The following is a 21951-nucleotide window of genomic DNA, read 5'->3' as shown; positions in this document are numbered from 1 at the left end:
CCTCTGCCGATCCCTCTACCGGTTAGTTCGCACTCCTGTGTTCTTTAGGAGTTGCTACCGTTGTAAGTGCGAACGGGCGGAGAGTATCAAGTAATTCGGGGCTCTTAGCATTCAACGTGAGCTCATATGCTACGCCGTCAACGGTAAAAGCAAAAATTTCTGAGTGATATGCTCCGCCTGAAACAGATATGTGGTGCGCTGAAACATCCCCAAATTCCACATCTTCTTGAACGTCTACGTTCTTCCCCTGCGCCTGGGAAGCTTCTCGCAGCATCGCAGCATAGTTTTCTGCATTCTGTGCAACGCCTGCGATACCAACAACAGCTAGCACGATGGAACGCGATTCATCAGCATCTTTCCAGAAACCGATCCGGCCGTCTTTCTTATCGTGCTGGCGTATCAGTTCTTTTGGGACTTCCAGGTGCAACACTGGGGCATCGTACACGTTGCGATCTTCTTGAGGTGTTTCTTTCAGATCGGTTTCTTTTAGCGCCCGCTTTAACGTGGTCTCTGACAGCGTAGGCTTCGGTTCTTCTTTCTTAGTTTCTGAGGCCGCTGGCTTGTCCGTTACTTTATCTGTAGCAGACTGTGTATCACTACAACCGGTCAACACAATCGTAGCGGCAGCAAGAATACCGAAGAATTTCCGAGACACGTTTTCTCCTTTGGGCGTGCGTCCAACATCTTCTTCCCAGTCTACGCCATCTTTTCGGCTCAATTAAATGAGCAAAACTGGGCTTCCCACACTGCTTCATCACATCTTACGGTGCGGACAAGATCAGGCCGCTCCACTGCAGCCTTATTCTATGTATACAAAAATAGCCCCGGATTATCCGGAGCCATCTTCGTTTAGCTTATCTCAGTCAAGCAAGCCCTTTTGTGCGGCCTTCGCCAAACGGCGCGGGATACGCACCTCGCGGCCACCAAGGGACTTGACGGTCTGAAGCTCGGTGAGCTCAGCCTTCCACTGGGAGCGGCGAGAGCGGGTGTTGCTACGGGACATCTTGCGCTTAGGTACTGCCATGAGTCCAACCGCTCCTTTCATAACGATCAATGTGCTTGGTTTTCACCAAGTAGCTTGGTTTTCCAAGCAGACAAGCAATTACTTTAGCACGCCTTCCCCTTTTTAGACGGATCCGAGTAGCGTTTTGTGCGAAGAACCACTGGGGTACACTTGGAACCGATGATTACTTTACTCCGTTTACCTGCCGGCACCGAGTTACGATCTGAACTTGAGATCAAACGTTCGCGCTTCATTACGCTGATTCGGCGCGTTGAATCTGCCGATTCTGCACGCCAACTCGTGGCGGACGCGCGCGCAGAATTTCCTGACGCCCGCCACCATTGCAGTGCATACGTAGTTTCGGTTCCTGGCGCCCAGCCACTGTCACATTCTTCTGACGACGGCGAACCGTCCGGTACCGCTGGACGCCCCATGTTGGATGTGCTCACGGGTGGCGGACTAACAGATATCGCCGCGGTTGTTGTGCGCTACTTCGGCGGTACCCTCCTTGGCACAGGCGGTTTAGTGCGTGCCTATTCGGACGCCGTACGGCTTACACTCTCCGACACTCCATTGGTTCAGCCTGTTACTAGGAGCATACAACGCCTGGTTCTCCCCCACGCGAGCGCCGGAAAATTTGAGGCGGAGGCACGTGGGCGAGGCTACGCCGTCGTCGAAACTCTGTACGAATCCGATGGTGTTGTGTTCCGTGTGGCGGTAGATAATGTGGATCAATTCGGCATATTCGTTTCGGAAAACTCGCGCGGGGAAATCGAACCAATCCCAGATGGGAGCCTAATTCTTGACCAACCAGCCGGCACGTGTTCACTCTAAAAACGCTGTGGGCGAAAAGGCTAGGCTTACCAACACAACTGACGTAGAGTATAAACGTTTATTTTTCAACAAAGTGTCCCCGAACAGAAATCCCAGGTCCAATGCTGTACAACAACGCAACCGAACTCATCGGTAATACGCCACTCGTACGAATCAACCGCATCGCAGGCACCGCCGCAACCGTGGCCGCAAAACTTGAATTCTACAACCCAGCAAACTCGGTGAAAGACCGCATCGGCGTGGCCATCATTGACGCCGCCGAAGCCTCCGGTGAACTCGCCCCAGGCGGGACCATCATCGAAGCCACCTCGGGAAACACCGGAATCGCACTCGCCTGGGTAGGCGCTGCGCGAGGCTACAAAGTCATCCTCACTATGCCAGAATCCATGTCCAAAGAACGCCGTGCGCTCCTACGCGGATTCGGCGCTGAACTCGTGCTCACACCCAAGGCAGACGGCATGCGCGGCGCGGTAGAAGCCGCAGAAAAGCTCGTTGCAGAAACTCCAGGCGCAATCAAAGCCTCCCAATTCGCCAACGCAGCCAACCCAGAAAAACACTACACCACCACAGGCCCAGAAATCTGGAATGATCTAGACGGAAACGTAGACATCTTCATCGCAGGAATCGGAACTGGCGGAACCATCACCGGCACAGGAAAATACCTCAAAGAAAAGAACCCAGAACTCCACATCGTTGCCGTAGAACCAGCCGAATCCCCACTCCTCTCCGAAGGGAAAGCCGGACCACACGGCATCCAAGGAATCGGCGCAAACTTTGTGCCAGAAGTTCTAGACACCGAAGTGTACGACGAAGTGCTCCCCGTACCAAGCGACGCCGCAATCGACTTCGCCCGCCGCGCCGCACACGAAGAAGGCCTTATGGTAGGCATCTCCGCCGGCGCAGCACTCTATGCTGCAGCCCAGGTAGCAGCCCGTCCAGAAAACGCTGGCAAGACAATCGTTGCTATCATCCCAGACTTCGGCGAACGCTACGTTTCCACCCCGCTTTTCGCAGGGCTGACCGACTAAACCTCTTAGGCAGAAACCCTCATGCATAACCACCCGCCACTGTTTACACAGATGAAAGAAGACATGCAGGCCGTGCTCAAACACGATCCTGCGGCACGAAACCTCGTGGAAGTCTTCCTGGCCTACCCTGGCGTCCACGCCGTCTGGGGATACCGAATCGCCCACCGTATGTGGGGGCACGAACGGCTCAAAACGCCTGCGCGCATCCTCGCACAGGCCGTACGAACCTTCACTGGAATCGAAATCCATCCTGGCGCGGAACTCGGGCGGAGGCTCTTCATCGATCACGGCATGGGTGTGGTTATCGGGGAAACTGCCGAAGTTGGCGATGACGTGGTGATCTTCCATGGCACAACGCTGGGTGGCGTTTCCATGTCCGAAGAGAAACGCCACCCCACCGTAGGTGATCGCGTTGTTATCGGCTCCGGCGCCAAGGTTTTGGGGCCAATCACCGTTGGGCACGACGTGGCCATCGGCGCGAATGCCGTGGTAGTTAAAGACGTCCCTGACGGCAATACCGCCGTTGGGATTCCCGCCAAAAATCGGCCGGCACGGAACCGGGCGGAAACCGGCGAACAGCTCGATCCGGCAATGTGGATTTAACGAAAGCAGTGATTACTTTTCGTAATCGCTCATCATGTCAATACGTGACTGGTGGCGGGATTCTGGATCGTAACCAGTGCTAAGGAAAACATCAACGAAGCGGGTTGCTTCCTCCAGCGAGTGCTGGCGGGCGCCAAGCGAAATCACGTTCGCGTTGTTGTGTTCGCGTGCCAAGGAAGCGATTTCTTCGTTCCATACGAGGGCCGCACGAACACCAGCAACCTTGTTAGCTGCTATCTGTTCGCCGTTGCCGGAACCGCCAATAACAATGCCGAGCGAACCCGGATCTGCAACTACCGCTTCGCCTGCCGCGAAACACACTGGTGGGTATGCGTCCAATTTATCGTATGTTTCGTAACCGTGATCAGTGACTTCATGCCCCTGTTCACGCAAATGTTCGATGAGATGGGCTTTCAATTCAAAACCGGCGTGGTCCGCCGCAATATGTACTCGCATGTGCACCAGTTTACCCATAACAGGTAGGCTTAATCCATGAGTATTGATAACACCGCCCAACAGGTTGCGGAACAGCTTAACTTCGCCGTCCGCCCTCAAGATGATCTTTTCCGTCATGTCAACGGAGCTTGGATTGATTCAACCGAAATCCCAGCAGATCAATCGTCCGCCGGTTCCTTCATCGATCTGCATAACCAGGCTGAAGAAGACGTCCGGACTATCATCACTGATTTAGCCGCCACGGGGTCGGAAGATCCTGATGCTGCCAAGATTGGCGCGCTCTACAACTCGTTTATGAACGAAGGCGTGATCAACGGCTTGGGCGCTACCCCGCTTGCACCAGAATTCAATGTGCTTGACAGTGCAGCATCCAAGGAAGATCTGGAAATCGCTATCGCCCAGTTCTACACCACGGGCATTGGCGCTCCGTTCGGAATTGGCACCGATGCCGATCGCAACAACCCAGATCAGTACATTCCTTGGGCATACCAATCTGGTATTGGCCTTCCAGATGAAGCGTTCTACCGCGCGGAAGAATACGCTGAAATCTTGGATGCCTACCGAACCTTTATTCCTACCCTCTATTCGCTGGCCACCGGTTCTACCGATGTGGATGCGAAGGATGCCGCCGAACAGATTTTGGCAGTTGAAACCGCTATTGCATCCCACCACTTCAGCGTTGTGGAATCGCGCAATGCGGAACTCACCAACAACGTCATGTCCTACGATGAGTTCACCCAGTTGGCTGGTAGCTTCAACCTCAAGGCTATCTTGGCAGCGATTGGCATTACCGCAGACAACGCTCCAGAAATCTTGTGTATGACACCACGTTCGTTCACTGGTTTGGGTGAGGTGTGGGAGAAGTTCGATATCGATGCGTTGCGCACCTACTTGCGTTGGCACGTTGTTTTAGCACGCGCTCCTTATCTTTCTGACGATATTTCCGCGGCGAACTTCGCATTCTACGGCACCACACTTTCTGGCCAGGAAGTTCAGCGTGATCGCTGGAAGCGCGCCGTTATGCTAGTGAACGATGGCCTTGGCGAAGCCGTTGGCAAGGTGTACGTGGCCAAGCACTTCCCGCCGGCCCACAAGGAAAAGATGGAACAGCTTGTTGCTGATCTTCTTGATGCCTACCGTGAATCCATCTCAACTCTGGATTGGATGACTGAAGAAACCCGCGAGCGCGCACTTGCCAAGCTGGCCGCCTTCACGCCGAAGATCGGCTACCCAGTGCGCTGGAAGGATTACTCTGATCTGGCCATTTCTTCGGATGATCTGATGGGTAATATTCGTGCGATCGCTGCGTTTGAGCACGCTGAAGATATCGCCAAGTTGGGTACCACGGTGGATCGCGATGAATGGCATATGACTCCACAAACAGTGAACGCTTACTACAACCCGGTTATGAACGAGATCGTGTTCCCTGCAGCTATCCTGCAACCGCCTTTCTTCGATGCCGATGCGGACGCCGCCTGGAACTACGGTGGCATTGGGGCCGTGATTGGCCACGAAATCGGCCATGGGTTCGATGATCAGGGTTCGAAGTACGATGGCACGGGCCGTTTGAACAACTGGTGGACTGATAAGGATCGCGAAGAGTTCGAGAAGCGCACGAAGGCGCTTGTGGATCAGTATTCGGCGTATGTTCCAGCGCAGTTCCCAGATGATTCCCCACACCACGTCAATGGTGAGCTTACTTTGGGCGAAAACATTGGCGATCTTGGCGGCCTCACGATCGCACTGAAGGCATACAACATTGCGTGCAAGCGCGATGGTCTGGCTTCCTCGGCGGACGCTCCAGAGATTGCAGGATTCACTGGCATTCAGCGTGTTCTTCTTTCGTATGCACGTATTTGGCAGGAAAAGCGCCGCGATGAATTGATGCTTCAGCGTGTGGCAACCGATCCGCACTCCCCGGCAGAATTCCGTGCCAACGGTGTGGTGAAGAACGTTGATGCATTTGCTGAAGCGTTTGACGTTCAGCCAGGCGATGCTCTCTACCTTGCACCAGAAGATCGCGTTCGGATCTGGTAACGGTACACACCGTACACGCGCAAATGCACTGCCGTAGAAATTACACAAGACCGTAGGAATACGGATACAGGGAGGGAGCCCGGCACCACGCCAGGCTCCCTCCCGCTTGTGTCTAAGATGCTCTCTTATTTCTTACTCGGCTCTATTCTCATGTTTGCGAAATCAACGTTACACAACGATCGTACACCGTACCCCAAACGAAGCTCACGCGGCCTTGGCGTTTGACATCCAATAAGATCGCGCCCAAGGTGGCGATCTCCAGCATGATCATCACGATCCCCATGCGGCGTCGTTTCCCCAAACTACCATCCTCCCCGTTCATCGGCGTAAACTGGATATGTTTCGTGACTTTTCGTCATCGCAAGGCGATGTTCCGCTCGCACCCGGCGTCGCCCCAACCTTGAAAGGACGTTCCGTGCCAGGACAAAACCTCACACGCGTCGAAGCGGCCGCACGCGCCGACATCATCACCTCCCACTCGTACCGGGTGGAACTCGATCTTCGCGGCGATACCACGTTCCGCTCGCAAACAACGGCAAAGTTCGGTGCCACGGCTGGTGCCTCCACGTTCATCGATCTGATCGCGCAATCGGTGGAAAAGATCGTGCTCAACGGCGTGGAACTCCCAACCGCCGCCTACGCAGATTCGCGCATCACCCTGGAAAATCTGAAGGAAGAAAACGAACTCTACGTGGATGCCACCTGCGTGTTCTCGCACACGGGTGAAGGTTTGCATCGCGCCACGGATCCGGCGGATGGCGAAGTTTACCTCTACTCCCAGTTTGAGGTTCCAGATTCGCGCCGCATGTACACGGTGTTCGAACAGCCTGATTTGAAGGCAGAGTTCACGTTTGTGGTGACGGCTCCGGAGGCGTGGAAGGTCTTTTCTGTGTCCCCAACGCCAGAAGCCACCCCAGCCGGCGATGGTTTTGCTACCTGGGAGTTCTCCCCTACGGAACGTATTTCCTCGTACCTGACCTGCATCGTTGCCGGCCCGTACGAAGGGGTCACGGATTCGCACCCGTCTAAGGACGGCCGCGTGATTCCGATGGGCGTGTACGCACGTAAATCGTTGGCAGAGTACTTGGATGGCGAAGAGATCATCACGATCACGAAGCAGGCGATGGACTTCTTCGAAGATGCGTGGGATGTTCCCTACCCGTTCCGTAAGTACGATCAGATTTTCGTGCCGGAATACAACGCGGGTGCGATGGAGCATCCTGGTTGTGTCACGATTTTGGACGATTACGTGTTCCGTTCTCGCCCAACGCAGGCGCTGGTGGAGCGCCGTGCAATCACAGTTGTTCACGAGTTGGCGCACATGTGGTTTGGCGATTTAGTTACGATGAAATGGTGGGACGATTTGTGGTTGAACGAATCGTTTGCCGAGTTCACGTCGCACGTTGCCACGGCTGAAGCGACAGCCTGGAAGGATGCGTGGGTGACGTTTAATTCTTCCGAAAAGTCGTGGGCTCAGATGCAGGATCAGTTGCCGTCTACTCACCCGATTGCCGCGGATATTCGCGATTTGGAAGACGTTCAGGTGAACTTCGATGGTATTACGTACGGTAAGGGCGCGTCTGTTTTCCAGCAGTTGGTTGCGTATGTTGGGCGCGATGCGTTCTTCACGGGCGTATCGAAGTATTTGAAGAAGAAGGCGTGGGGTAACGCCACGTTGGATGATCTTTTGGTTGAGCTTTCTGCCGCGTCTGGCCGCGATTTGACCGAGTGGGTGAAGTTGTGGCTTCAGGAGTCTGGGATCAACATTTTGCGTCCGCGTATGGAGCTTGATGGTTCCACGATTCGCGAGTTTGTGATTGAGCAGGCGTCGGATGGTCGCGCATCGTTGCGCCCGCACCGGATTGGCGTGGGTGGTTATTCGCGTGACGATTCGGGCAAGCTGGTTCGCGTTGTTCACACGGAACTTGATATCGACGCCGAAGCTACCGTTGTTCCTGCATTCTCCGGTATCGAACGCCCGGAGTTGATTTTGATTAACGACGGCGATTTGGCGTATGCCAAGGTGCGCTTGGATGATAAATCGTTGGCTTTTGCTGTTGAGAACATCAATTCGTTCACTGATCGTTTGCCACGCACGCTGGTCTTGTTCTCTGCTTGGGATATGACCCGTGATGGTGAGATGGCCGCGTCTGATTATGCGGCGCTCGTGTTGAAGGCATTGGAGACTGAAGATCACGGTACTGTGTTGCGTTCGTTGATCAACCAGCTCACCACGGCTGTCACCTTGTACTCTGCTCCAGCTAAACGCGATGCGTTGCAGGCTGAGGTGGGTGCTCATTTGGCACAGTTGGCGAAGGATGCGCAGCCTGATACTGATCGTCAGTTCCAGCTTGCAATGGCGTCCGTTTCTTTGGCTCACACTGATGAGCAGGTGGATACGGTTGCTGGTTGGCTGGATGGCGTGGATGTTCCAGAAGGCTTGAGTGTTGATGCGAACTTCCGCTGGGTTATCTTGACTCGTTTGGCTGCCGCTGGCCGCGTTGATGCTGCCATGATTGAAGCTGAACGCGTTGAGCGTGACAACACCGCATCGGGCGCCGCTAACGCCGCTCGCGCTCGCGCCGCGATTTCCACCCCTGAAGCTAAGGAAGCATCGTGGGAAGAAATCACGGGGGGCGAGGTTCCAAACTCGATCCAGCGTGCAGCATCCTACGGTTTCACCAACGGCAACCCTGCCTTGTTGGTGCCATTCGTTGAACGCTATTTCGCAAACATCGAATCACAGTGGGAGAACCGCACTGTGGAAATCGCATCGAACTTCATTGGTGGCGCATTCCCAACCAAGCTGACTGGCCGCACCGATCTTGGTGTGGATATTGTGGCGTTGGGCGAAGCATGGCTAGAAGAGAACACTGAGGTAGCTCCGGCTGCTCGCCGTTTGTTCTCTGAAGCGCTGGCACACGCACAGCGTGCAGCCCGCGCCCAGCAGGCTGACGCATAATCGTGCATGATTTGTGTGTGGGACAGGGGCATGCTCCTGTCCCACACCTATGGGATAGAGGACTGTCATGGATTCATTAACTCAGACGATTGAAAACCAGGCCGATGTAGGCGTGGCAAAAGCAAAGAAGGCTCAACATGTTGGCGCCTACCTGGTAGGTGGAGCATTGGCTGGTGCTTTCGTAGGCATCGGGTGTTTGTTCATGTACACCGGCCCGGCCGGGATGTATGTTCACCACTCTGATCTTGCAGGCACCATGATGGGGCTCGTGTTCGGCATCGGGCTCATTCTGGTTGTGTATGCAGGTGGCGAATTGGCTACCTCAGGCATGATGATCATGCCGTTGGCTGCGATCCGCCACAAGGTGTCGGTATTGCGCGCCGCATGGATGATTATGTTTATGCTGATCGGCAACTTGGTTGGTTCAATTGTTCTTTCGGCGCTGATTACGGGCGCTCACGTGTTTAAGCCAGGATCGCTCCCCCACCAGATGCTTGACGGCGTGGTGAGCGGAAAACTGGCAAAAGATTATTCGGAAGTTTTCTTCCGTGCAATCTTGTGTAACGTGATGGTCTGTTTGGCAATCTGGACTATCAGCCGTATGAAAACGGAGATTGGCCAGATCATCGTGATCGTCTGGGCAATCACTGTGTTCGTTGCCGCTGGTTTTGAACACGTGGTGGCTAACATGACCTCGTTCTCTTTGGCCATGATGAACGGAATCGACGGCATTACTGTGGGCAACGCTGCGATGAGCCTGCTGGTTGCCGGCGCGGGCAACCTCGTAGGCGGCATGGTTGTTGTTGGCGGAACGTACGTTCTGGCCGCAAAGATGGAAGCGTAAGGTTCTCGCCAACACATATAATTACATCTTGATTGGGCAGGGGTACGTGACATGTACGTACCCCCGCCCATCTGATGTGGGTGAGCATAGGTGCACCCAAAGGTTGCCCGGCTTCAGCCCCCACAACCCTATAGTTGAACAATAAATCATATTGTTGAGATTGTCCACACTATGAACCCACTAGCCAGGAAAGGGAAAGGATCCTAAGATAGCACACAATAAGCTCTCTATATATCCAGCTGTTTACATATAGAAGACATCTGGAAGAGAAAGGATCACACCCCCATGGAGCCTGCCATTATCGCCAAGCTCAAGAAAAATCTCTTGGCATGGATTGTCTTAGCCATCGTTGCCGGTGCGTTATTGGGAAAAATCCTCCCCACTACTGCTATCGTTCCATTCGCAACATTCAATGACGTCTTCGGAAAATTCCTCGGCTTTTCCGTTCCGCTTATCATCGTCGGTTTAGTAACACCCGCTATCGCAGACCTCGGCAAGTCCGGTGGGCGCTGGGTCATCCTCACCGTCGGCCTCGGCTACATTTCTACAATCTTGGCTGGTCTTGGCACATGGGGCCTCGCTTCTCTTCTCTATCCTTCTTTTCTGGCAGGCCAGGAAGTTCCTGATCTTGCAGAACCGGAGAACGCTGTTGCTTCCCTCATGGATGCCAGCTTCAGCCTACCGCCAGTATTCGGCGTGCTCACAGCACTGATCCTCGCATTCCTCGTTGGCTTTGGCGCAGTAGCAGCACAGGCAGAATCAATCATTTCTTTGCTTCAAGAGTTCCGGGACATCATTTTTATTGTTATTAAGAAATCGATCGTGCCACTCCTCCCGCTTCACGTGTTCGGTATCTTCCTCAACATGTCTAAATCTGGCCAATTCGAAACAGTGATCGTTGCAATGGCTAAGGTGATCGCATTCGCCTTCGCGCTCACGCTCATCATGCTTCTGGGCCAGTTCACGATTGCCGGCACAGTGGCAAAGAAGAACCCGCTCACGTCGTTATGGAATATGCGTGACGCGTACGCAACCGCACTTGGAACAGCATCGTCTGCTGCCACCATCCCAGTCACGCTCCGTTCTACTATGAAGAACGGCGTGTCAGAAGATGTGGCCGGATTCGTTGTGCCGCTGTGCGCAACCATCCATCTTGCTGGTTCCACAATCAAAATCACGGCATTCGCCCTGGCCCTACAGCACATGCTCGGCTTAGATATCGAACCCGGAAAAATCATCGGATTCATTCTCATGCTGGGCATCATCATGATCGCAGCCCCTGGCGTTCCAGGCGGCGCAATCACCGCAGCCCAATCAGTTGTTCAAGGAATGCTCGGATTTACCGATCCGATGTACGGAATCATGGTTGCCCTCTACGTTGCTGTAGACTCCTTCGGAACCGCAACAAATGTGACCGGTGACGGGGCAATCGCCATGATCGTTAACCGTTTCGTCACCCCAGAAAAATCAGCTGCCACTACGCAACAATAAGATCGCAGATTGCCCGCGCGAGTTCGTCCGCACTAGGCCCCACAATCAACTGAATGTAGTGCTTTTGCCGGACAACTCCGTGGGCGCCTGCAGCACGCAACAAATCTTCGTTCACGGCCCCGATCGAGCCCACTTCGATTCGAATACGCGTATACGCAGGCACAGCTTCAATAATATTTTCTGCTCCGCCTAGCCCTAAGACGAAATCTTCCGCCAATTCGTTCACGTCTCTACCTCTTTAAAGATGAGTGTGCGGGCAGGAAACTGCCCGCACACTCATCTACATTACTAGCTATTGAGAGCCTTCGTGAAGGTTTCAACAAGCGAAATCAACCGTGGGTTGGTTGCGAGCTCCTCAACCAACACAACTTTTTCGGTACCATCCGCCAGTGGAATCTTCCAGTTAGCATACTCTTGGTCAGTGCCAGGCTGGTTCTGAGCGCGGCGCTCCCCAACGGCGTCGACAAGCGAAATACACAACAAAGGTGACGGCGTCTTAGCCAAATACACGTGTATCGCTTCGATAACTTCGCGTTCGGACGGATCGTCACCAATCAAACCGTATTCACGCAACCGTGCGTAGACGGTCTCGCGTTCGTGGCGTGCCTGTGCGCGAACTTCTTCCTCCGCTTCAACCAACAAACCAAGCCGAGCACGCAAATCAACGTGCTCCTCAGCCAAATAGCCTGCAGCCGGTGGAAGATCATGCGTATCAACTGAAACCAACGCACCGTAACGGTAATCTTCGGCACGCAACGGATTCCCCTGTTCGTCTTTTTCGAACCAGAAAATCGACGTACCCCACATGCCCCGATCACTCAAATAATCGCGAACCCACGGCTCCACGTTACCCAAATCTTCGCCAACCACAACAGCGCCAGCGCGATAAGCTTCCAGGAGCAAAATGCCAACCATCGCGTCGTGATTAAAACGAACATATGTACCGCGGCTTGCCGGCGAGCCATCCGGAATCCACCACAAACGGAACAGGCCCATCACGTGATCAACACGCAACACGCCCGCGTGACGCAACACCGTACGTGCCATATCACGCAACGGAGCATAATCCATACGCTCCAGCGCATCCGGACGCCACGGCGGCTGAGACCAGTTCTGGCCCTGCTGATTGTACATGTCCGGTGGAGCACCAACCCCAATACCGCGTGCGAACGCTTCAGGAATAGTCCACGTATCGGAACCTGCCGGGTGAACCCCCACAGCCAAATCGTGCGCAACACCAAACGCCATACCGGCAGCCTTAGCGGCACGCTGCGCGTCCGCCAACTGCTCATCCATAACCCACTGAAGCCACGCCCAGAAATCCACACGTTCCTTGAGCGCTGTACGAGCCTTCGCCACGGCGCGGCCATGAATATCCTTCAGATCTTCAGGGAATGGGCGCCCTTCGTAGTGTTCAACCAACGCACACCACAACGCGAAATCTTCCAAGCCCTGGCCTTCATTATGGCGGTACTGGGCGAATTCACGATCACGCGATTGGGAACGGCCAGCCTTGAAAATCACCTCAAGCGCTTCACGCTTCGCCTTCCACGAAGAATCACGATCAATATGCGTATTCTTAACCGAATCCTTCTTCACATTTTCCGCAGCCCACGTAACCAGCGAACGCTCCGGCCCTGAAAGGTAGGCAACTTCACGGATGTTCTCCGGCCGAATATACATCGGGTTGAAGAAACGGCGAGTCACAGGCAAATATGGCGACGGTGAAATCGGTTCAATCGGTTCAGCCGCATGAAGCGGGTTCACTAACAGGTAATCCGCGCCCATCGAACCGAACAACGAAGCCATTTCCAGAAGATCGTCAGTATCGCCAATCCCCCACGATTGAGCAGAACGCGTGGAGTAGAGCTGAGCCATCATCCCCCACGACCGCTTGTCATCCAACGAACCGCGATCCAAGCGGGCTGGGGTAACGATCAATGTGGTGGTATCTTCAGCAAACTTGTCCGTCTCATTGTGGCTCACGCGAGCACGCAACGTGTGGTAGCCCAGTGGCAGACCTTCATCCAACACGAAACTTGCCTGGCCAATCTGATGCCCCTCCACCATGCGTGGAGGAGTGAAATCTTCACACTGGCGGACAGAGCGCTCCGTTCCATCCTCACACAGGATCGTGAGCACAACATCCCAGCCGTGCGGCACATGAACAGGAACCGTGAGTTCACGATCATTCCGGGTAACCACGCACGATGGGAGAATCTGACGCCATGGCGCTTCTTCCTTCGCAACCAACGCGGCTTCAATCATGTCATTTGAGGTTGCATCCACGCCCATCGCGGCAAGCACTGCAATCAGGGTGTCTTGATCTACGGAAACGTGTTCGCCGTTAAAGCCCCAAAATTCGGTAGCAACATTGTAGGCGTCTGCTAGCCGATGTAGTTTTTCAAGATCAAGCGAGTGATCTGGCATTATTTCTCCTTGAAGGGTGCCATGTAGCGCCGTCGCTACTCTTCTTGTTATCAATTGTGCCAGAATGAAACGGTTTTCTGTAACTGACATGCAAAGTTTTCCAAACTACTGTGGAAAGAAATCTCCGGGGCCATTCGCAGCCTCACAACCACACCTTAAATTCTCCCCTCATCTTGCCGTATGATGGACAAGAAAACAGACGGATAACCTACTCGCCACAACTTTTTACGGAGAACCCCATGCCAATCTATCTCCCAGTCCCAGCAAGTTCGGAAGAACCGCTCGCGTCCATTTTGCGTACGTTGCGTTTAGAGGTGCGCGAACCGGGGAGTTACGTTGGCACGAATCTTTCACAGTTCAACGGGCGCGTGTATGGCGGCCAAGTGTTCGGGCAGGCAGTGATGGCCGCGTGGGCGAGCGTGATGGATTCGTATCCTGATCGGGACATTCATTCGATTACGGCCGCGTTTATGCGCCCCGGGGATCAGAAGGAACCAATTTCGTTCGACGTGGAAGAAGTGAACGATTCACGTTCGTTTTCGACGCGGCGTGTACACGCCTCCCAGTTCGGGAAGACCATTCTTTCCTGCCGCGCGTCATTCCAAGAGCGGCAGCCTGGGGTTGAGCACGCTTCTGAGGTTCCGTGCGCTCCGGATCCAGAAACGTTGGAATCTTCCGTTGAGTTCTTCGCGAATTTCGATCACCCGGCGTCGAAGCACATGCATACCACCAGCGCTATCGACATGCGTCACGTTGACGGTCCCATTTGGGTACGTCCCGCCGCGAAGCGCGATGGCCACACGTTGATTTGGTTCAAGATTCGCGGGGAAATGCCTGCGGGTTCGTCACAGCTTTTGCACCGGGCGATGCTTGCGTACGCTACCGATCAGTTCATGCTGGAGCCGGTGATGCGTATGCATGGGATGTTTTGGTTAAGTCCCGACATTTCGCTGGCTACCTTGGACCATGCGATTTGGTGGCACCGTGACGTGGACATGTCCGATTGGGTTTTGGCCGAACTCGATTCGCCTTCCGCACAAGGTGGGCGCGGTTTGGCTGTAGCGAAGTTCTTCCAGCACGGCACACACATTGCCACCATGGCGCAAGAAGGCATGACCCGTTCCCGCCTTGTTGGGTAAAGTTTCGGTTGTTTTTGGGCGGCGTTTTTAGGAACGACGACGCGGCTGCGCGCAATCGTTAGTGCCGCTTAACGCATCTGCACGTAATATTTTTAGACCACAGATCGTCGTGAACGCCTATCTAGCACCATAATGTGATCTACATGAAGCGATTTCGATATGCCCATCACGTACACGATAAACAAGACGATTTTTATCATCAATTCGCCTTGACCAGAATCCCGACAACTCTCCCCTCAAAGGTTCTGGCTTACCAATCCCCTCATACATGGAACCACGCTCAATATCTTTAATTAGACTATTTATTCGCTTCAAGGTTTTACGATCCTGGGTTTGCCACCACACATAATCGTCCCATGCTTCGGGAGCCCAAATCTTATTCACCATCATCAACTAACTCGTGCGCAACGCCCCGGCCCGATTCTAAGGAAGCTATGGAGCGGCGTAAGTGCGCAAGATTTTCCTTGCTATAAAAAGGATCGATCGAAACTTCGAATGGAATACGCCCTTCGCGCCCCATCTTTTTAGCAAAAATCGTAAAGGCGGTTGTCATATTCATCCCTAATTCTTTGCACACCGCTTCCATATCGCTTTTCACTTCTTGATCAATACGGAGATTAATCGTTGTCGTTACCATAGCTTCCCTTTCGTCTATCACCTACAATATTTCTATTATTATAATCAATTGTAATTGAGATGTAAATACATTGAAATTACACTATTGCCCTATTTACCAAGCTTACTCCCTTACCGAGTACCAAACTTAACCAATAATTTTTAGATCTAACCCAGCAGGAACCCTCATGAACTCAGAACTTTTCCTTGAATTAACTGACAACGAATGGACGTGTGAATTCATTGACCACGATCGGGACATTGCCAGAGCAATCGTTATTGATGATGATGGATACTTCCATTTCGTGAGAGTCGAACGCGACGACGATTTCGGAAAGGCGACTATCATCGAAACTGCTGGCGGCGGCGTCGAACCTGAAGAAAACCTCGATACTGCAATCAAACGCGAGCTGAAGGAAGAACTGGGTGCGGAGGTCGATGTTCTCTGCAAAATCGGTGTAGTGAGCGATTTCTACAACCTCATCCACAGACACAACATCAATAACTATTTCCTGTGCAAAATCACCGGCACAGGCGCGAAACACCTGACGAAAGCCGAAATCGACGACTTCCACCTCTCCACGCTCAAACTCAAATTCGACGACGCGGTGGCGGAATACGAACGCTGCGCGACCACGCAGCTGGGCCGACTAATCGCCAATCGGGAACTGCCGGTGCTGCAGCGGGCAAAGGAGATGCTGTAACGCCGATCTTTTGACATGCCCGATATACTTGAAGTCTCGGAACACATCAAGAATGAGGAGGGGAAATAAACATGATTCTAAGTCCAGACGTTTCTCACAACGTTGACCCTGCGTCAGTAGCAAACTATATCCTCCACCTTGATACACAGCGTGAAGATTCTGATGTTACGCAGATGAAGCTCCATAAGTTGCTTTACCTAGCTCAAGCTCATTACCTTGCTGTAACAGGATATCGACTCATGGATAGTGATGTAGAAGCATTCGAACACGGGCCAGTAATCAAAGCAGTCTTCCCGATGTTCCGAGAGTACGGCCGCGAAGTCATCGTCAACCACCGCCCTTTGTGCCTTGTGACCTGCCCCAAGATGTCAAAGATTTCGTCAAGCAACTCTGGGATCTTTATTCGGATTACTCTGCAAGTTACCTTCGCAAGCTTACTCACGATCAAGATCCGTGGAAGGATAATTACGTCCCGAACACTCGGCACGTCCTGATTCCCGACAACGAAATACTTAAATTCTTCGCTTACAAAGTTCCCTGTAACGAACGGGTTATTCACCCCGATGCTCTCCTTGTAGACGAAGATTTTCTCGACACGTTAGACGACGACGCTTTAGCTGCCACCGCTCTGGAAGCACTCGCATGAACCAGCCTTGGGCTAATATTGAGGAAGTCAATTCGGCTCACGCCTTGACTTCTTTTCGCTCCGGTTCACTTGAAGTGGACAAATGATTTAAAACGAATTCACTGGCACAACAAAAAATGGGCCGTGTTCGTACGAAAGTGTGTAGCCGATAATAAGCAGGTAGTTGCCTTCTTTTCTTTCAAAATGATCGTTATCGAAGTGCAGTCATTTTCGAAAAGCTTACAAAAATCAGCAAATTCCAATTCTGCTGGGCAGAGCACCGGACTGCTCTTGGCATGGATGGGACGCGATGAAACCGTTGACAACTGTGGAAAAGCACTCATGCGCGAAGTCTTCCTTCATGCGATCACCGCACACAAGATTGCAGCATATAGTTTGCTCGTGGTCGATGCTTTATTAGATAACCTCGTAAGTTTCTATGAGCATTTTGGTTTCAGACGAGTCCCCAGCGATACCCGAAGGCTCGTCATGAAAGCCTCTGCGCTTCTAAAGATAGCTGAACGCTTAAACTGAAGTGCTCCGGGTTTTGTTCTTAGGCTTTTGTTTTGATTTCTAGTATTTTCTGTGGCGGGTTCTGCTTCTAAGATTCGGTTTCTGCCTCGATCGGGGTTCGGTAGCCTAAGCTGTGGTGGACTCTAGTCTCGTTCTACCAGGACACCGACTCGAATGTCGCGATTTCTACCTCGACGTCATCCCGCCTGCGAGTATGGATGAGCTCGTTGTAGACAACGCTGATACTGCGACCCGTGATCCCAATGGTGAATGAGACTTGTTTCCTTAGCACACACGATCAGTTGGTTGAGAGCTTGCAGCGGCAAAGCTTTGGCATGGAATCTGATAACGCCCACCCAACGATGTGTCGGGAGTAAACGTCGGTGACAAACGCGGCGTCCACAAAGCCGTTCTTCGTGCGCACATACGTAAATGTTAGCCACCCACAATTTGTTCACAACCGATATTCCCTCACGGCAAAGAGCATGCCACATGTTCCACACACCCTAGACACCGTCATTATCTCGATGAACAGCACTCATGCGTTTAAACAGCACAGCCACACGCGAAGGCGGCGAGCACGTAAACCACGAGCCTGATACCCACGCAAGGTGAGCCCACCAGCCCGGTTATGCTTCACCGTCTTACAGATAAACTCGACAAAGAAAATACTCCCGGTACCCATCGATAAACCGGATCATGTCTTAACGTGGCCTGGTTGTGACGCGAAAAAAGCTGAGGCAGCCTTCAGCAGTTCGTTAGTGTCGCGTAGCTGGTGATACGACGTAGCCTCGCGTTCTTGGCGGCCACATCTTCAGGCACAGGTTTCTGGGGATGTTTCGCGCACGGCGGGCCTGCTTAAAGTCCATTGACAGGCCGTGTGCCACGAGACGGCCAGCTTTAGAGCTACTGCCTGCGGCTTGCACCAGCATGTTGTCCACCAAGATGTCTTCCACGAGGTGCTCCTCAATGCGCATTATCCTGGCTTCCCTGCCCGGAGCCATCTATCTGCCCTTCGGATTCTGTGGCGGGCATGTCACATTCAAGGGGTGGGTAGCGGTACGCGCCCTCCCGCCGATCAACTCCATCGAAGAACGCCGACTAGCCCACACGCAGCTTGCGCTACGCCTACGCGAGAAATACGATTTGGGCAACGCTAACCTCGCGTGGGTGAGCGGCCTGGAATGGCAGGCTCCGGGGGTTGGAGTGTTCACCAGCGACAACATCATATGCGTATTCAACACTTCAAACGAAGACGTGTTCGTGCCCGTAGAAAATGAGCTCCTGCTACGTTCAGACTCTACACGCAAATGGGCCCTACCCGGCGCCGAAACCGCTCTCCGCACCGGGCCGCCGCAAATATTTTCCACCGCTGAACGAGAAGAATAAAACAAGCTCACATCCGGCACCACCGCCTGGTTTGTACCACCTGCAGTCAAAACCTCAAACAGGTAGGGCGATAAGCGCCGGCCCTAACAACCCGAAACAACAATCTACTACTGAGCATAACCTGAGACAGCACGTAAACCATGCGGCCTTACAGCTGTCAATTCCGGCACCCATCCCGCACCCGTCCTAGGTCAGTCGCGCCGCTACCAGCCCATCATTAGTAAACCGCGCAACTACTAGCCCCGCCCTAGCTCAACCGTGCTACTACTAGTCAAAATTGAGCTGCAGGGTAGTGATGCACATTTGTGCATCACTACCCTGCAGCTCAACAACCTGGATCGCTTTCAGTAAGCGAACCAAACTTTAGGGTTTAGCTCCTCTTACGGCGAGAAACTAGGACGACGCCACCAGCCATCAGCGCACCGGCCAGCAGCGTAAGCGTGCCCACCTGAGCGCCCGTTGTTGCCAAAGGCTTCTTACCAGCCTGCGGCTTGGACGGCGCCGAAGACCCAGAAGTAGAAGACGTATCCGGGTTCACATCGGTCTTCTCAGTCTCGTTGATAACAGTTAGCTTGTTACCAGCAGCACTAGCAACCTGCTTACCATTAACCGTTTGCTGCACATCAGTCGTGGTCACATTGCCATTAGCATCAACACTGAACGTGATATCAGAAACCACCTTAAAGCCCTCAGGCGCAACAGTTTCCTTAAACACATACCTACCAGCAGCAAGCTTAATCTTCTTAGACTCACCCGCAACCGAAGTCCACGACTCTAGCTTCTTAGCATCATCACCAGTAGACCAAACCTCAATCTTGGCCCCAGCAATCTCCTTACCAGCAACATCAGTCTTAGAAATCACCACATCAAAAGACTTAGGAGCCTTAGTCTCGTTGATAACAGTTAGCTTGTTACCAGCAGCACTAGCAACCTGCTTACCATTAACCGTTTGCTGCACATCAGTCGTGGTCACATTGCCATTAGCATCAACACTGAACGTGATATCAGAAACCACCTTAAAGCCCTCAGGCGCAACAGTTTCCTTAAACACATACTTACCAGCAGCAAGCTTAATCTTCTTAGACTCACCCGCAACCGAAGTCCACGACTCTAGCTTCTTAGCATCATCACCAGTAGACCAAACCTCAATCTTGGCCCCAGCAATCTCCTTACCAGCAACATCAGTCTTAGAAATCACCACATCAAAAGACTTAGGAGCCTTAGTCTCGTTGATAACAGTTAGCTTGTTACCAGCAGCACTAGCAACCTGCTTACCATTAACCGTTTGCTGCACATCAGTCGTGGTCACATTGCCATTAGCATCAACACTGAACGTGATATCAGAAACCACCTTAAAGCCCTCAGGCGCAACAGTTTCCTTAAACACATACTTACCAGCAGCAAGCTTAATCTTCTTAGACTCACCCGCAACCGAAGTCCACGACTCTAGCTTCTTAGCATCATCACCAGTAGACCAAACCTCAATCTTGGCCCCAGCAATCTCCTTACCAGCAACATCAGTCTTAGAAATCACCACATCAAAAGACTTAGGAGCCTTAGTCTCGTTGATAACAGTTAGCTTGTTACCAGCAGCACTAGCAACCTGCTTACCATTAACCGTTTGCTGCACATCAGTCGTGGTCACATTGCCATTAGCATCAACACTGAACGTGATATCAGAAACCACCTTAAAGCCCTCAGGCGCAACAGTTTCCTTAAACACATACTTACCAGCAGCAAGCTTAATCTTCTTAGACTCACCCGCAACCGAAGTCCACGACTCTAGCTTCTTAGCATCATCACCAGTAGACCAAACCTCAATCTTGGCCCCAGCAATCTCCTTACCAGCAACATCAGTCTTAGAAATCACCACATCAAAAGACTTAGGAGCAGGAGTAAGGCTCTCGTTGAAAATCTTAACTGTGCTACCTTCGAGGACCACCGAATCGCCTTCAGTATGAACAGTTACGCTGCCGTCGTCGGCAACATCAACCCGCGCGATCGGGAGGTTCGGCTTTTTAATAGGCTTGTAGTTTTGGGGTGCTTGGAGTTCCCTCAGCAGATACTCACCGGGCGACATCTTAATTTCCTCCGCCACATCCTTACTATCCCAAGCGAAATCCCCTGCTTTCCCATTAATAGTGGAGCTATTGCGCTGGGGTCGCAACTGCAGCTTCGCTCCAGCAACGAACGTCTTCGTATCTTTATCTAGCTTCCCAAAGTTAACTTTAAACTCGCCATCTCCTGGCTCGTTAGGATTATTCGGCTTCGGCGAGATCGGCTTATCATTCTTGTCAACAAACTGGCTGCTCAACAGGTTTTGCCACTGGGTATATTCGGCCGGCGGAGTAACGTTGTTGGTAGGTAGGTAAACATTTAGCCTAGAACCCTCAGGAACTGACTTTAGCTCGAATTTCGTACCAAAAGACAACGTCTCGGACTCGCTTTGGCCAATCATTACCTTGTAAGCCTTGAGCGTGTCTCTATCCAAATGACTCGCACCGTCGTAACCGTCAGTCAGACGCCAAATCGCATTCTGCGTAGCATTTCGCAACTGTTCTTTAGTCAGATCGCCATTCTTAATGGCTCCCGTCGCGTCATTGGGATAGCCAACCCACATCAAAGCCAAAAGCTTTTGCGTAAGCTCCGCGCCCTTTTTTTCAGTGAAAATCCCCAGGTTGGATGGGTCATCAGACTTCTTGAACTGCGGAAGGCCGCCCGCTCCCTCCTGCCCCAGCGCCGTGGGACGAGCACGATGAACGTTCATGCAATAGGCGGGCTCCCAGTCCCCTCCCTGCTGTGGCCGCACCTGGAAATGATTAGAGCCATGCTCGGTCATTGAACCTTCAAAAACCTGCTTATCATCCTGCGCCCACGCCGCTACCGCAGTGGACAGTACCATGGCTAGAACCACGAACAGCGCCAAAAATGCGCTACCGCTGTTCAGCCTTTTCAAAACGCTACCCTGCGGAAGCGTTCGGTGGAAATCCATCTTTTCCCCTTATCTAAAGTTATCACTCTAAGAACATCGAAGCTAACGCTTTCTCACAAAGAGAAAACAGACGTATCAACTTAGACCCCACTTAGATGCTAAAACACCCAAACTTGGTCCTAGTGCCAAGGATAGAAAGCTCCAGTGATTCAAATATTCTATCCTACGAAGATACCTAATCTAACAGCTAGATTCACCTTTCTGACATATCCCACACCTGACCATCAAAGCCGCACCGTGCGATACCATGGCCCGCTCATTCACCCGACTCCGCCAAAGCGAGAAA

At 52.7% G+C, this 21951-nt stretch carries 21 protein-coding genes; 12 read left to right on the top strand and 9 right to left on the bottom strand.

Going from position 1 to position 21951, the window contains the following annotated elements; translation table 11 throughout:
- Positions 1-22: 22 nt before the first annotated feature.
- On the bottom strand, positions 23-655 hold the full coding sequence (locus tag ARCH_RS02455; RefSeq protein WP_013169726.1) for a hypothetical protein: 633 nt from the start codon (positions 653-655) through the stop codon (positions 23-25).
- Between the two features lie 204 nt (positions 656-859).
- Positions 860-1024 (bottom strand): 50S ribosomal protein L32, encoded by a 165-nt coding sequence (rpmF, locus tag ARCH_RS02450; protein WP_013169725.1) that lies wholly within the window; start codon positions 1022-1024, stop codon positions 860-862.
- A gap of 159 nt (positions 1025-1183) precedes the next feature.
- On the opposite strand from rpmF, the gene ARCH_RS02445 reads away from it, so the two are divergent.
- The 3 genes from ARCH_RS02445 (at position 1184) to epsC (ending at position 3468) form a co-directional block, all read left to right on the top strand.
- A complete protein-coding gene (locus ARCH_RS02445; RefSeq protein WP_013169724.1) occupies positions 1184-1837 on the top strand; it encodes an IMPACT family protein in 654 nt (217 codons plus the stop codon).
- Positions 1838-1938: 101 nt separating this feature from the next.
- Complete coding sequence (gene cysK, locus ARCH_RS02440; RefSeq protein ID WP_013169723.1) at positions 1939-2865, top strand: cysteine synthase A; 927 nt, start codon at positions 1939-1941, stop codon at positions 2863-2865.
- 21 nt (positions 2866-2886) lie between these two features.
- Positions 2887-3468 (top strand): serine O-acetyltransferase EpsC, encoded by a 582-nt coding sequence (gene epsC / locus ARCH_RS02435; protein WP_013169722.1) that lies wholly within the window; start codon positions 2887-2889, stop codon positions 3466-3468.
- A 12-nt stretch (positions 3469-3480) separates the two neighbouring features.
- Here the strand turns inward: epsC and ARCH_RS02430 are convergent, their stop codons facing one another.
- Positions 3481-3924, bottom strand: coding sequence for a ribose-5-phosphate isomerase (locus ARCH_RS02430; protein ID WP_013169721.1), 444 nt, complete (start codon positions 3922-3924; stop codon positions 3481-3483).
- Between the two features lie 36 nt (positions 3925-3960).
- Between ARCH_RS02430 and ARCH_RS02425 the strand changes: the two genes are divergently transcribed.
- The gene (locus tag ARCH_RS02425) at positions 3961-5961 is read left to right on the top strand and encodes a M13 family metallopeptidase (protein WP_013169720.1); all 2001 of its coding nucleotides are present in this window, start codon (positions 3961-3963) and stop codon (positions 5959-5961) included.
- 148 nt (positions 5962-6109) lie between these two features.
- Here the strand turns inward: ARCH_RS02425 and ARCH_RS10070 are convergent, their stop codons facing one another.
- Positions 6110-6262 carry a hypothetical protein gene (locus ARCH_RS10070; protein WP_170121753.1) on the bottom strand — a complete coding sequence of 51 codons (153 nt, stop codon included), beginning with the start codon at positions 6260-6262 and terminating at the stop codon, positions 6110-6112.
- 114 nt (positions 6263-6376) lie between these two features.
- Between ARCH_RS10070 and pepN the strand changes: the two genes are divergently transcribed.
- The 3 genes from pepN to ARCH_RS02410 all read left to right on the top strand — a co-directional run bounded on the left by pepN (position 6377) and on the right by ARCH_RS02410 (position 11258).
- Positions 6377-8923 (top strand): aminopeptidase N, encoded by a 2547-nt coding sequence (pepN, locus tag ARCH_RS02420; protein WP_013169719.1) that lies wholly within the window; start codon positions 6377-6379, stop codon positions 8921-8923.
- 67 nt (positions 8924-8990) lie between these two features.
- Positions 8991-9767, top strand: a complete 777-nt coding sequence (locus tag ARCH_RS02415; protein WP_013169718.1) for a formate/nitrite transporter family protein — start codon at positions 8991-8993, stop codon at positions 9765-9767.
- 285 nt (positions 9768-10052) lie between these two features.
- Complete coding sequence (locus tag ARCH_RS02410) at positions 10053-11258, top strand: dicarboxylate/amino acid:cation symporter (RefSeq protein ID WP_013169717.1); 1206 nt, start codon at positions 10053-10055, stop codon at positions 11256-11258.
- Here the strand turns inward: ARCH_RS02410 and ARCH_RS02405 are convergent.
- Together ARCH_RS02405 and malQ are read right to left on the bottom strand one after the other, a co-directional pair.
- Positions 11245-11484 (bottom strand): PTS transporter subunit EIIB, encoded by a 240-nt coding sequence (locus tag ARCH_RS02405; protein WP_013169716.1) that lies wholly within the window; start codon positions 11482-11484, stop codon positions 11245-11247. The two genes, ARCH_RS02410 and ARCH_RS02405, sit on opposite strands and share 14 nt — an antisense overlap.
- Positions 11485-11546: 62 nt before the next feature.
- Positions 11547-13688 carry a 4-alpha-glucanotransferase gene (gene malQ / locus ARCH_RS02400; RefSeq protein ID WP_013169715.1) on the bottom strand — a complete coding sequence of 714 codons (2142 nt, stop codon included), beginning with the start codon at positions 13686-13688 and terminating at the stop codon, positions 11547-11549.
- Between the two features lie 239 nt (positions 13689-13927).
- On the opposite strand from malQ, the gene ARCH_RS02395 reads away from it, so the two are divergent.
- A complete protein-coding gene (locus tag ARCH_RS02395; protein WP_013169714.1) occupies positions 13928-14827 on the top strand; it encodes an acyl-CoA thioesterase in 900 nt (299 codons plus the stop codon).
- Positions 14828-14944: 117 nt separating this feature from the next.
- On the opposite strand, the gene ARCH_RS09585 is transcribed toward ARCH_RS02395, so the two are convergent.
- A complete protein-coding gene (locus ARCH_RS09585) occupies positions 14945-15214 on the bottom strand; it encodes a Txe/YoeB family addiction module toxin (RefSeq protein ID WP_013169713.1) in 270 nt (89 codons plus the stop codon).
- Positions 15204-15464: a type II toxin-antitoxin system RelB/DinJ family antitoxin gene (locus tag ARCH_RS02390; RefSeq protein WP_013169712.1), complete on the bottom strand. Its 261-nt coding sequence runs from the start codon at positions 15462-15464 to the stop codon at positions 15204-15206. The genes ARCH_RS09585 and ARCH_RS02390 overlap by 11 nt, the downstream gene beginning before the upstream one ends.
- Before the next feature lie 166 nt (positions 15465-15630).
- Between ARCH_RS02390 and ARCH_RS02385 the strand changes: the two genes are divergently transcribed.
- The 4 genes from ARCH_RS02385 (at position 15631) to ARCH_RS02365 (ending at position 18673) form a co-directional block, all read left to right on the top strand.
- Positions 15631-16146: an NUDIX domain-containing protein gene (locus ARCH_RS02385; protein ID WP_013169711.1), complete on the top strand. Its 516-nt coding sequence runs from the start codon at positions 15631-15633 to the stop codon at positions 16144-16146.
- A 71-nt stretch (positions 16147-16217) separates the two neighbouring features.
- Entirely contained in the window at positions 16218-16640 is a 423-nt protein-coding gene (locus ARCH_RS09260) for a Panacea domain-containing protein (protein WP_013169710.1), read from the top strand.
- Positions 16641-16915: 275 nt separating this feature from the next.
- Positions 16916-17305 carry a GNAT family N-acetyltransferase gene (locus tag ARCH_RS02375; protein WP_013169709.1) on the top strand — a complete coding sequence of 130 codons (390 nt, stop codon included), beginning with the start codon at positions 16916-16918 and terminating at the stop codon, positions 17303-17305.
- A 948-nt stretch (positions 17306-18253) separates the two neighbouring features.
- A complete protein-coding gene (locus ARCH_RS02365; protein WP_013169708.1) occupies positions 18254-18673 on the top strand; it encodes a hypothetical protein in 420 nt (139 codons plus the stop codon).
- Between the two features lie 370 nt (positions 18674-19043).
- Here ARCH_RS02365 and ARCH_RS02360 read toward each other — a convergent pair whose 3' ends face one another.
- A complete protein-coding gene (locus ARCH_RS02360) occupies positions 19044-21665 on the bottom strand; it encodes a SpaA isopeptide-forming pilin-related protein (RefSeq protein ID WP_013169707.1) in 2622 nt (873 codons plus the stop codon).
- Positions 21666-21951 lie beyond the last annotated feature (286 nt).

Source organism: Arcanobacterium haemolyticum DSM 20595, from assembly GCF_000092365.1.
GTDB lineage: Bacteria > Actinomycetota > Actinomycetes > Actinomycetales > Actinomycetaceae > Arcanobacterium > Arcanobacterium haemolyticum.
The sequence above is the reverse complement of the archived record's forward strand: the minus strand, read 5'-3'. Positions and strand labels throughout refer to the sequence as shown.

Coding starts and splice junctions, on each gene's coding strand:
- rpmF (WP_013169725.1), bottom strand. CDS start 1,024: ATGGCAGTACCTAAGCGCAAGATGTCCCGTAGCAACACCCGCTCTCGC.
- ARCH_RS02445 (WP_013169724.1), top strand. CDS start 1,184: ATGATTACTTTACTCCGTTTACCTGCCGGCACCGAGTTACGATCTGAA.
- cysK (WP_013169723.1), top strand. CDS start 1,939: ATGCTGTACAACAACGCAACCGAACTCATCGGTAATACGCCACTCGTA.
- epsC (WP_013169722.1), top strand. CDS start 2,887: ATGCATAACCACCCGCCACTGTTTACACAGATGAAAGAAGACATGCAG.
- ARCH_RS02430 (WP_013169721.1), bottom strand. CDS start 3,924: ATGCGAGTACATATTGCGGCGGACCACGCCGGTTTTGAATTGAAAGCC.
- ARCH_RS02425 (WP_013169720.1), top strand. CDS start 3,961: ATGAGTATTGATAACACCGCCCAACAGGTTGCGGAACAGCTTAACTTC.
- ARCH_RS02415 (WP_013169718.1), top strand. CDS start 8,991: ATGGATTCATTAACTCAGACGATTGAAAACCAGGCCGATGTAGGCGTG.
- ARCH_RS02410 (WP_013169717.1), top strand. CDS start 10,053: ATGGAGCCTGCCATTATCGCCAAGCTCAAGAAAAATCTCTTGGCATGG.
- malQ (WP_013169715.1), bottom strand. CDS start 13,688: ATGCCAGATCACTCGCTTGATCTTGAAAAACTACATCGGCTAGCAGAC.
- ARCH_RS02395 (WP_013169714.1), top strand. CDS start 13,928: ATGCCAATCTATCTCCCAGTCCCAGCAAGTTCGGAAGAACCGCTCGCG.
- ARCH_RS09585 (WP_013169713.1), bottom strand. CDS start 15,214: ATGGTGAATAAGATTTGGGCTCCCGAAGCATGGGACGATTATGTGTGG.
- ARCH_RS02390 (WP_013169712.1), bottom strand. CDS start 15,464: ATGGTAACGACAACGATTAATCTCCGTATTGATCAAGAAGTGAAAAGC.
- ARCH_RS02385 (WP_013169711.1), top strand. CDS start 15,631: ATGAACTCAGAACTTTTCCTTGAATTAACTGACAACGAATGGACGTGT.
- ARCH_RS09260 (WP_013169710.1), top strand. CDS start 16,218: ATGATTCTAAGTCCAGACGTTTCTCACAACGTTGACCCTGCGTCAGTA.
- ARCH_RS02365 (WP_013169708.1), top strand. CDS start 18,254: ATGCGCATTATCCTGGCTTCCCTGCCCGGAGCCATCTATCTGCCCTTC.
- ARCH_RS02360 (WP_013169707.1), bottom strand. CDS start 21,665: ATGGATTTCCACCGAACGCTTCCGCAGGGTAGCGTTTTGAAAAGGCTG.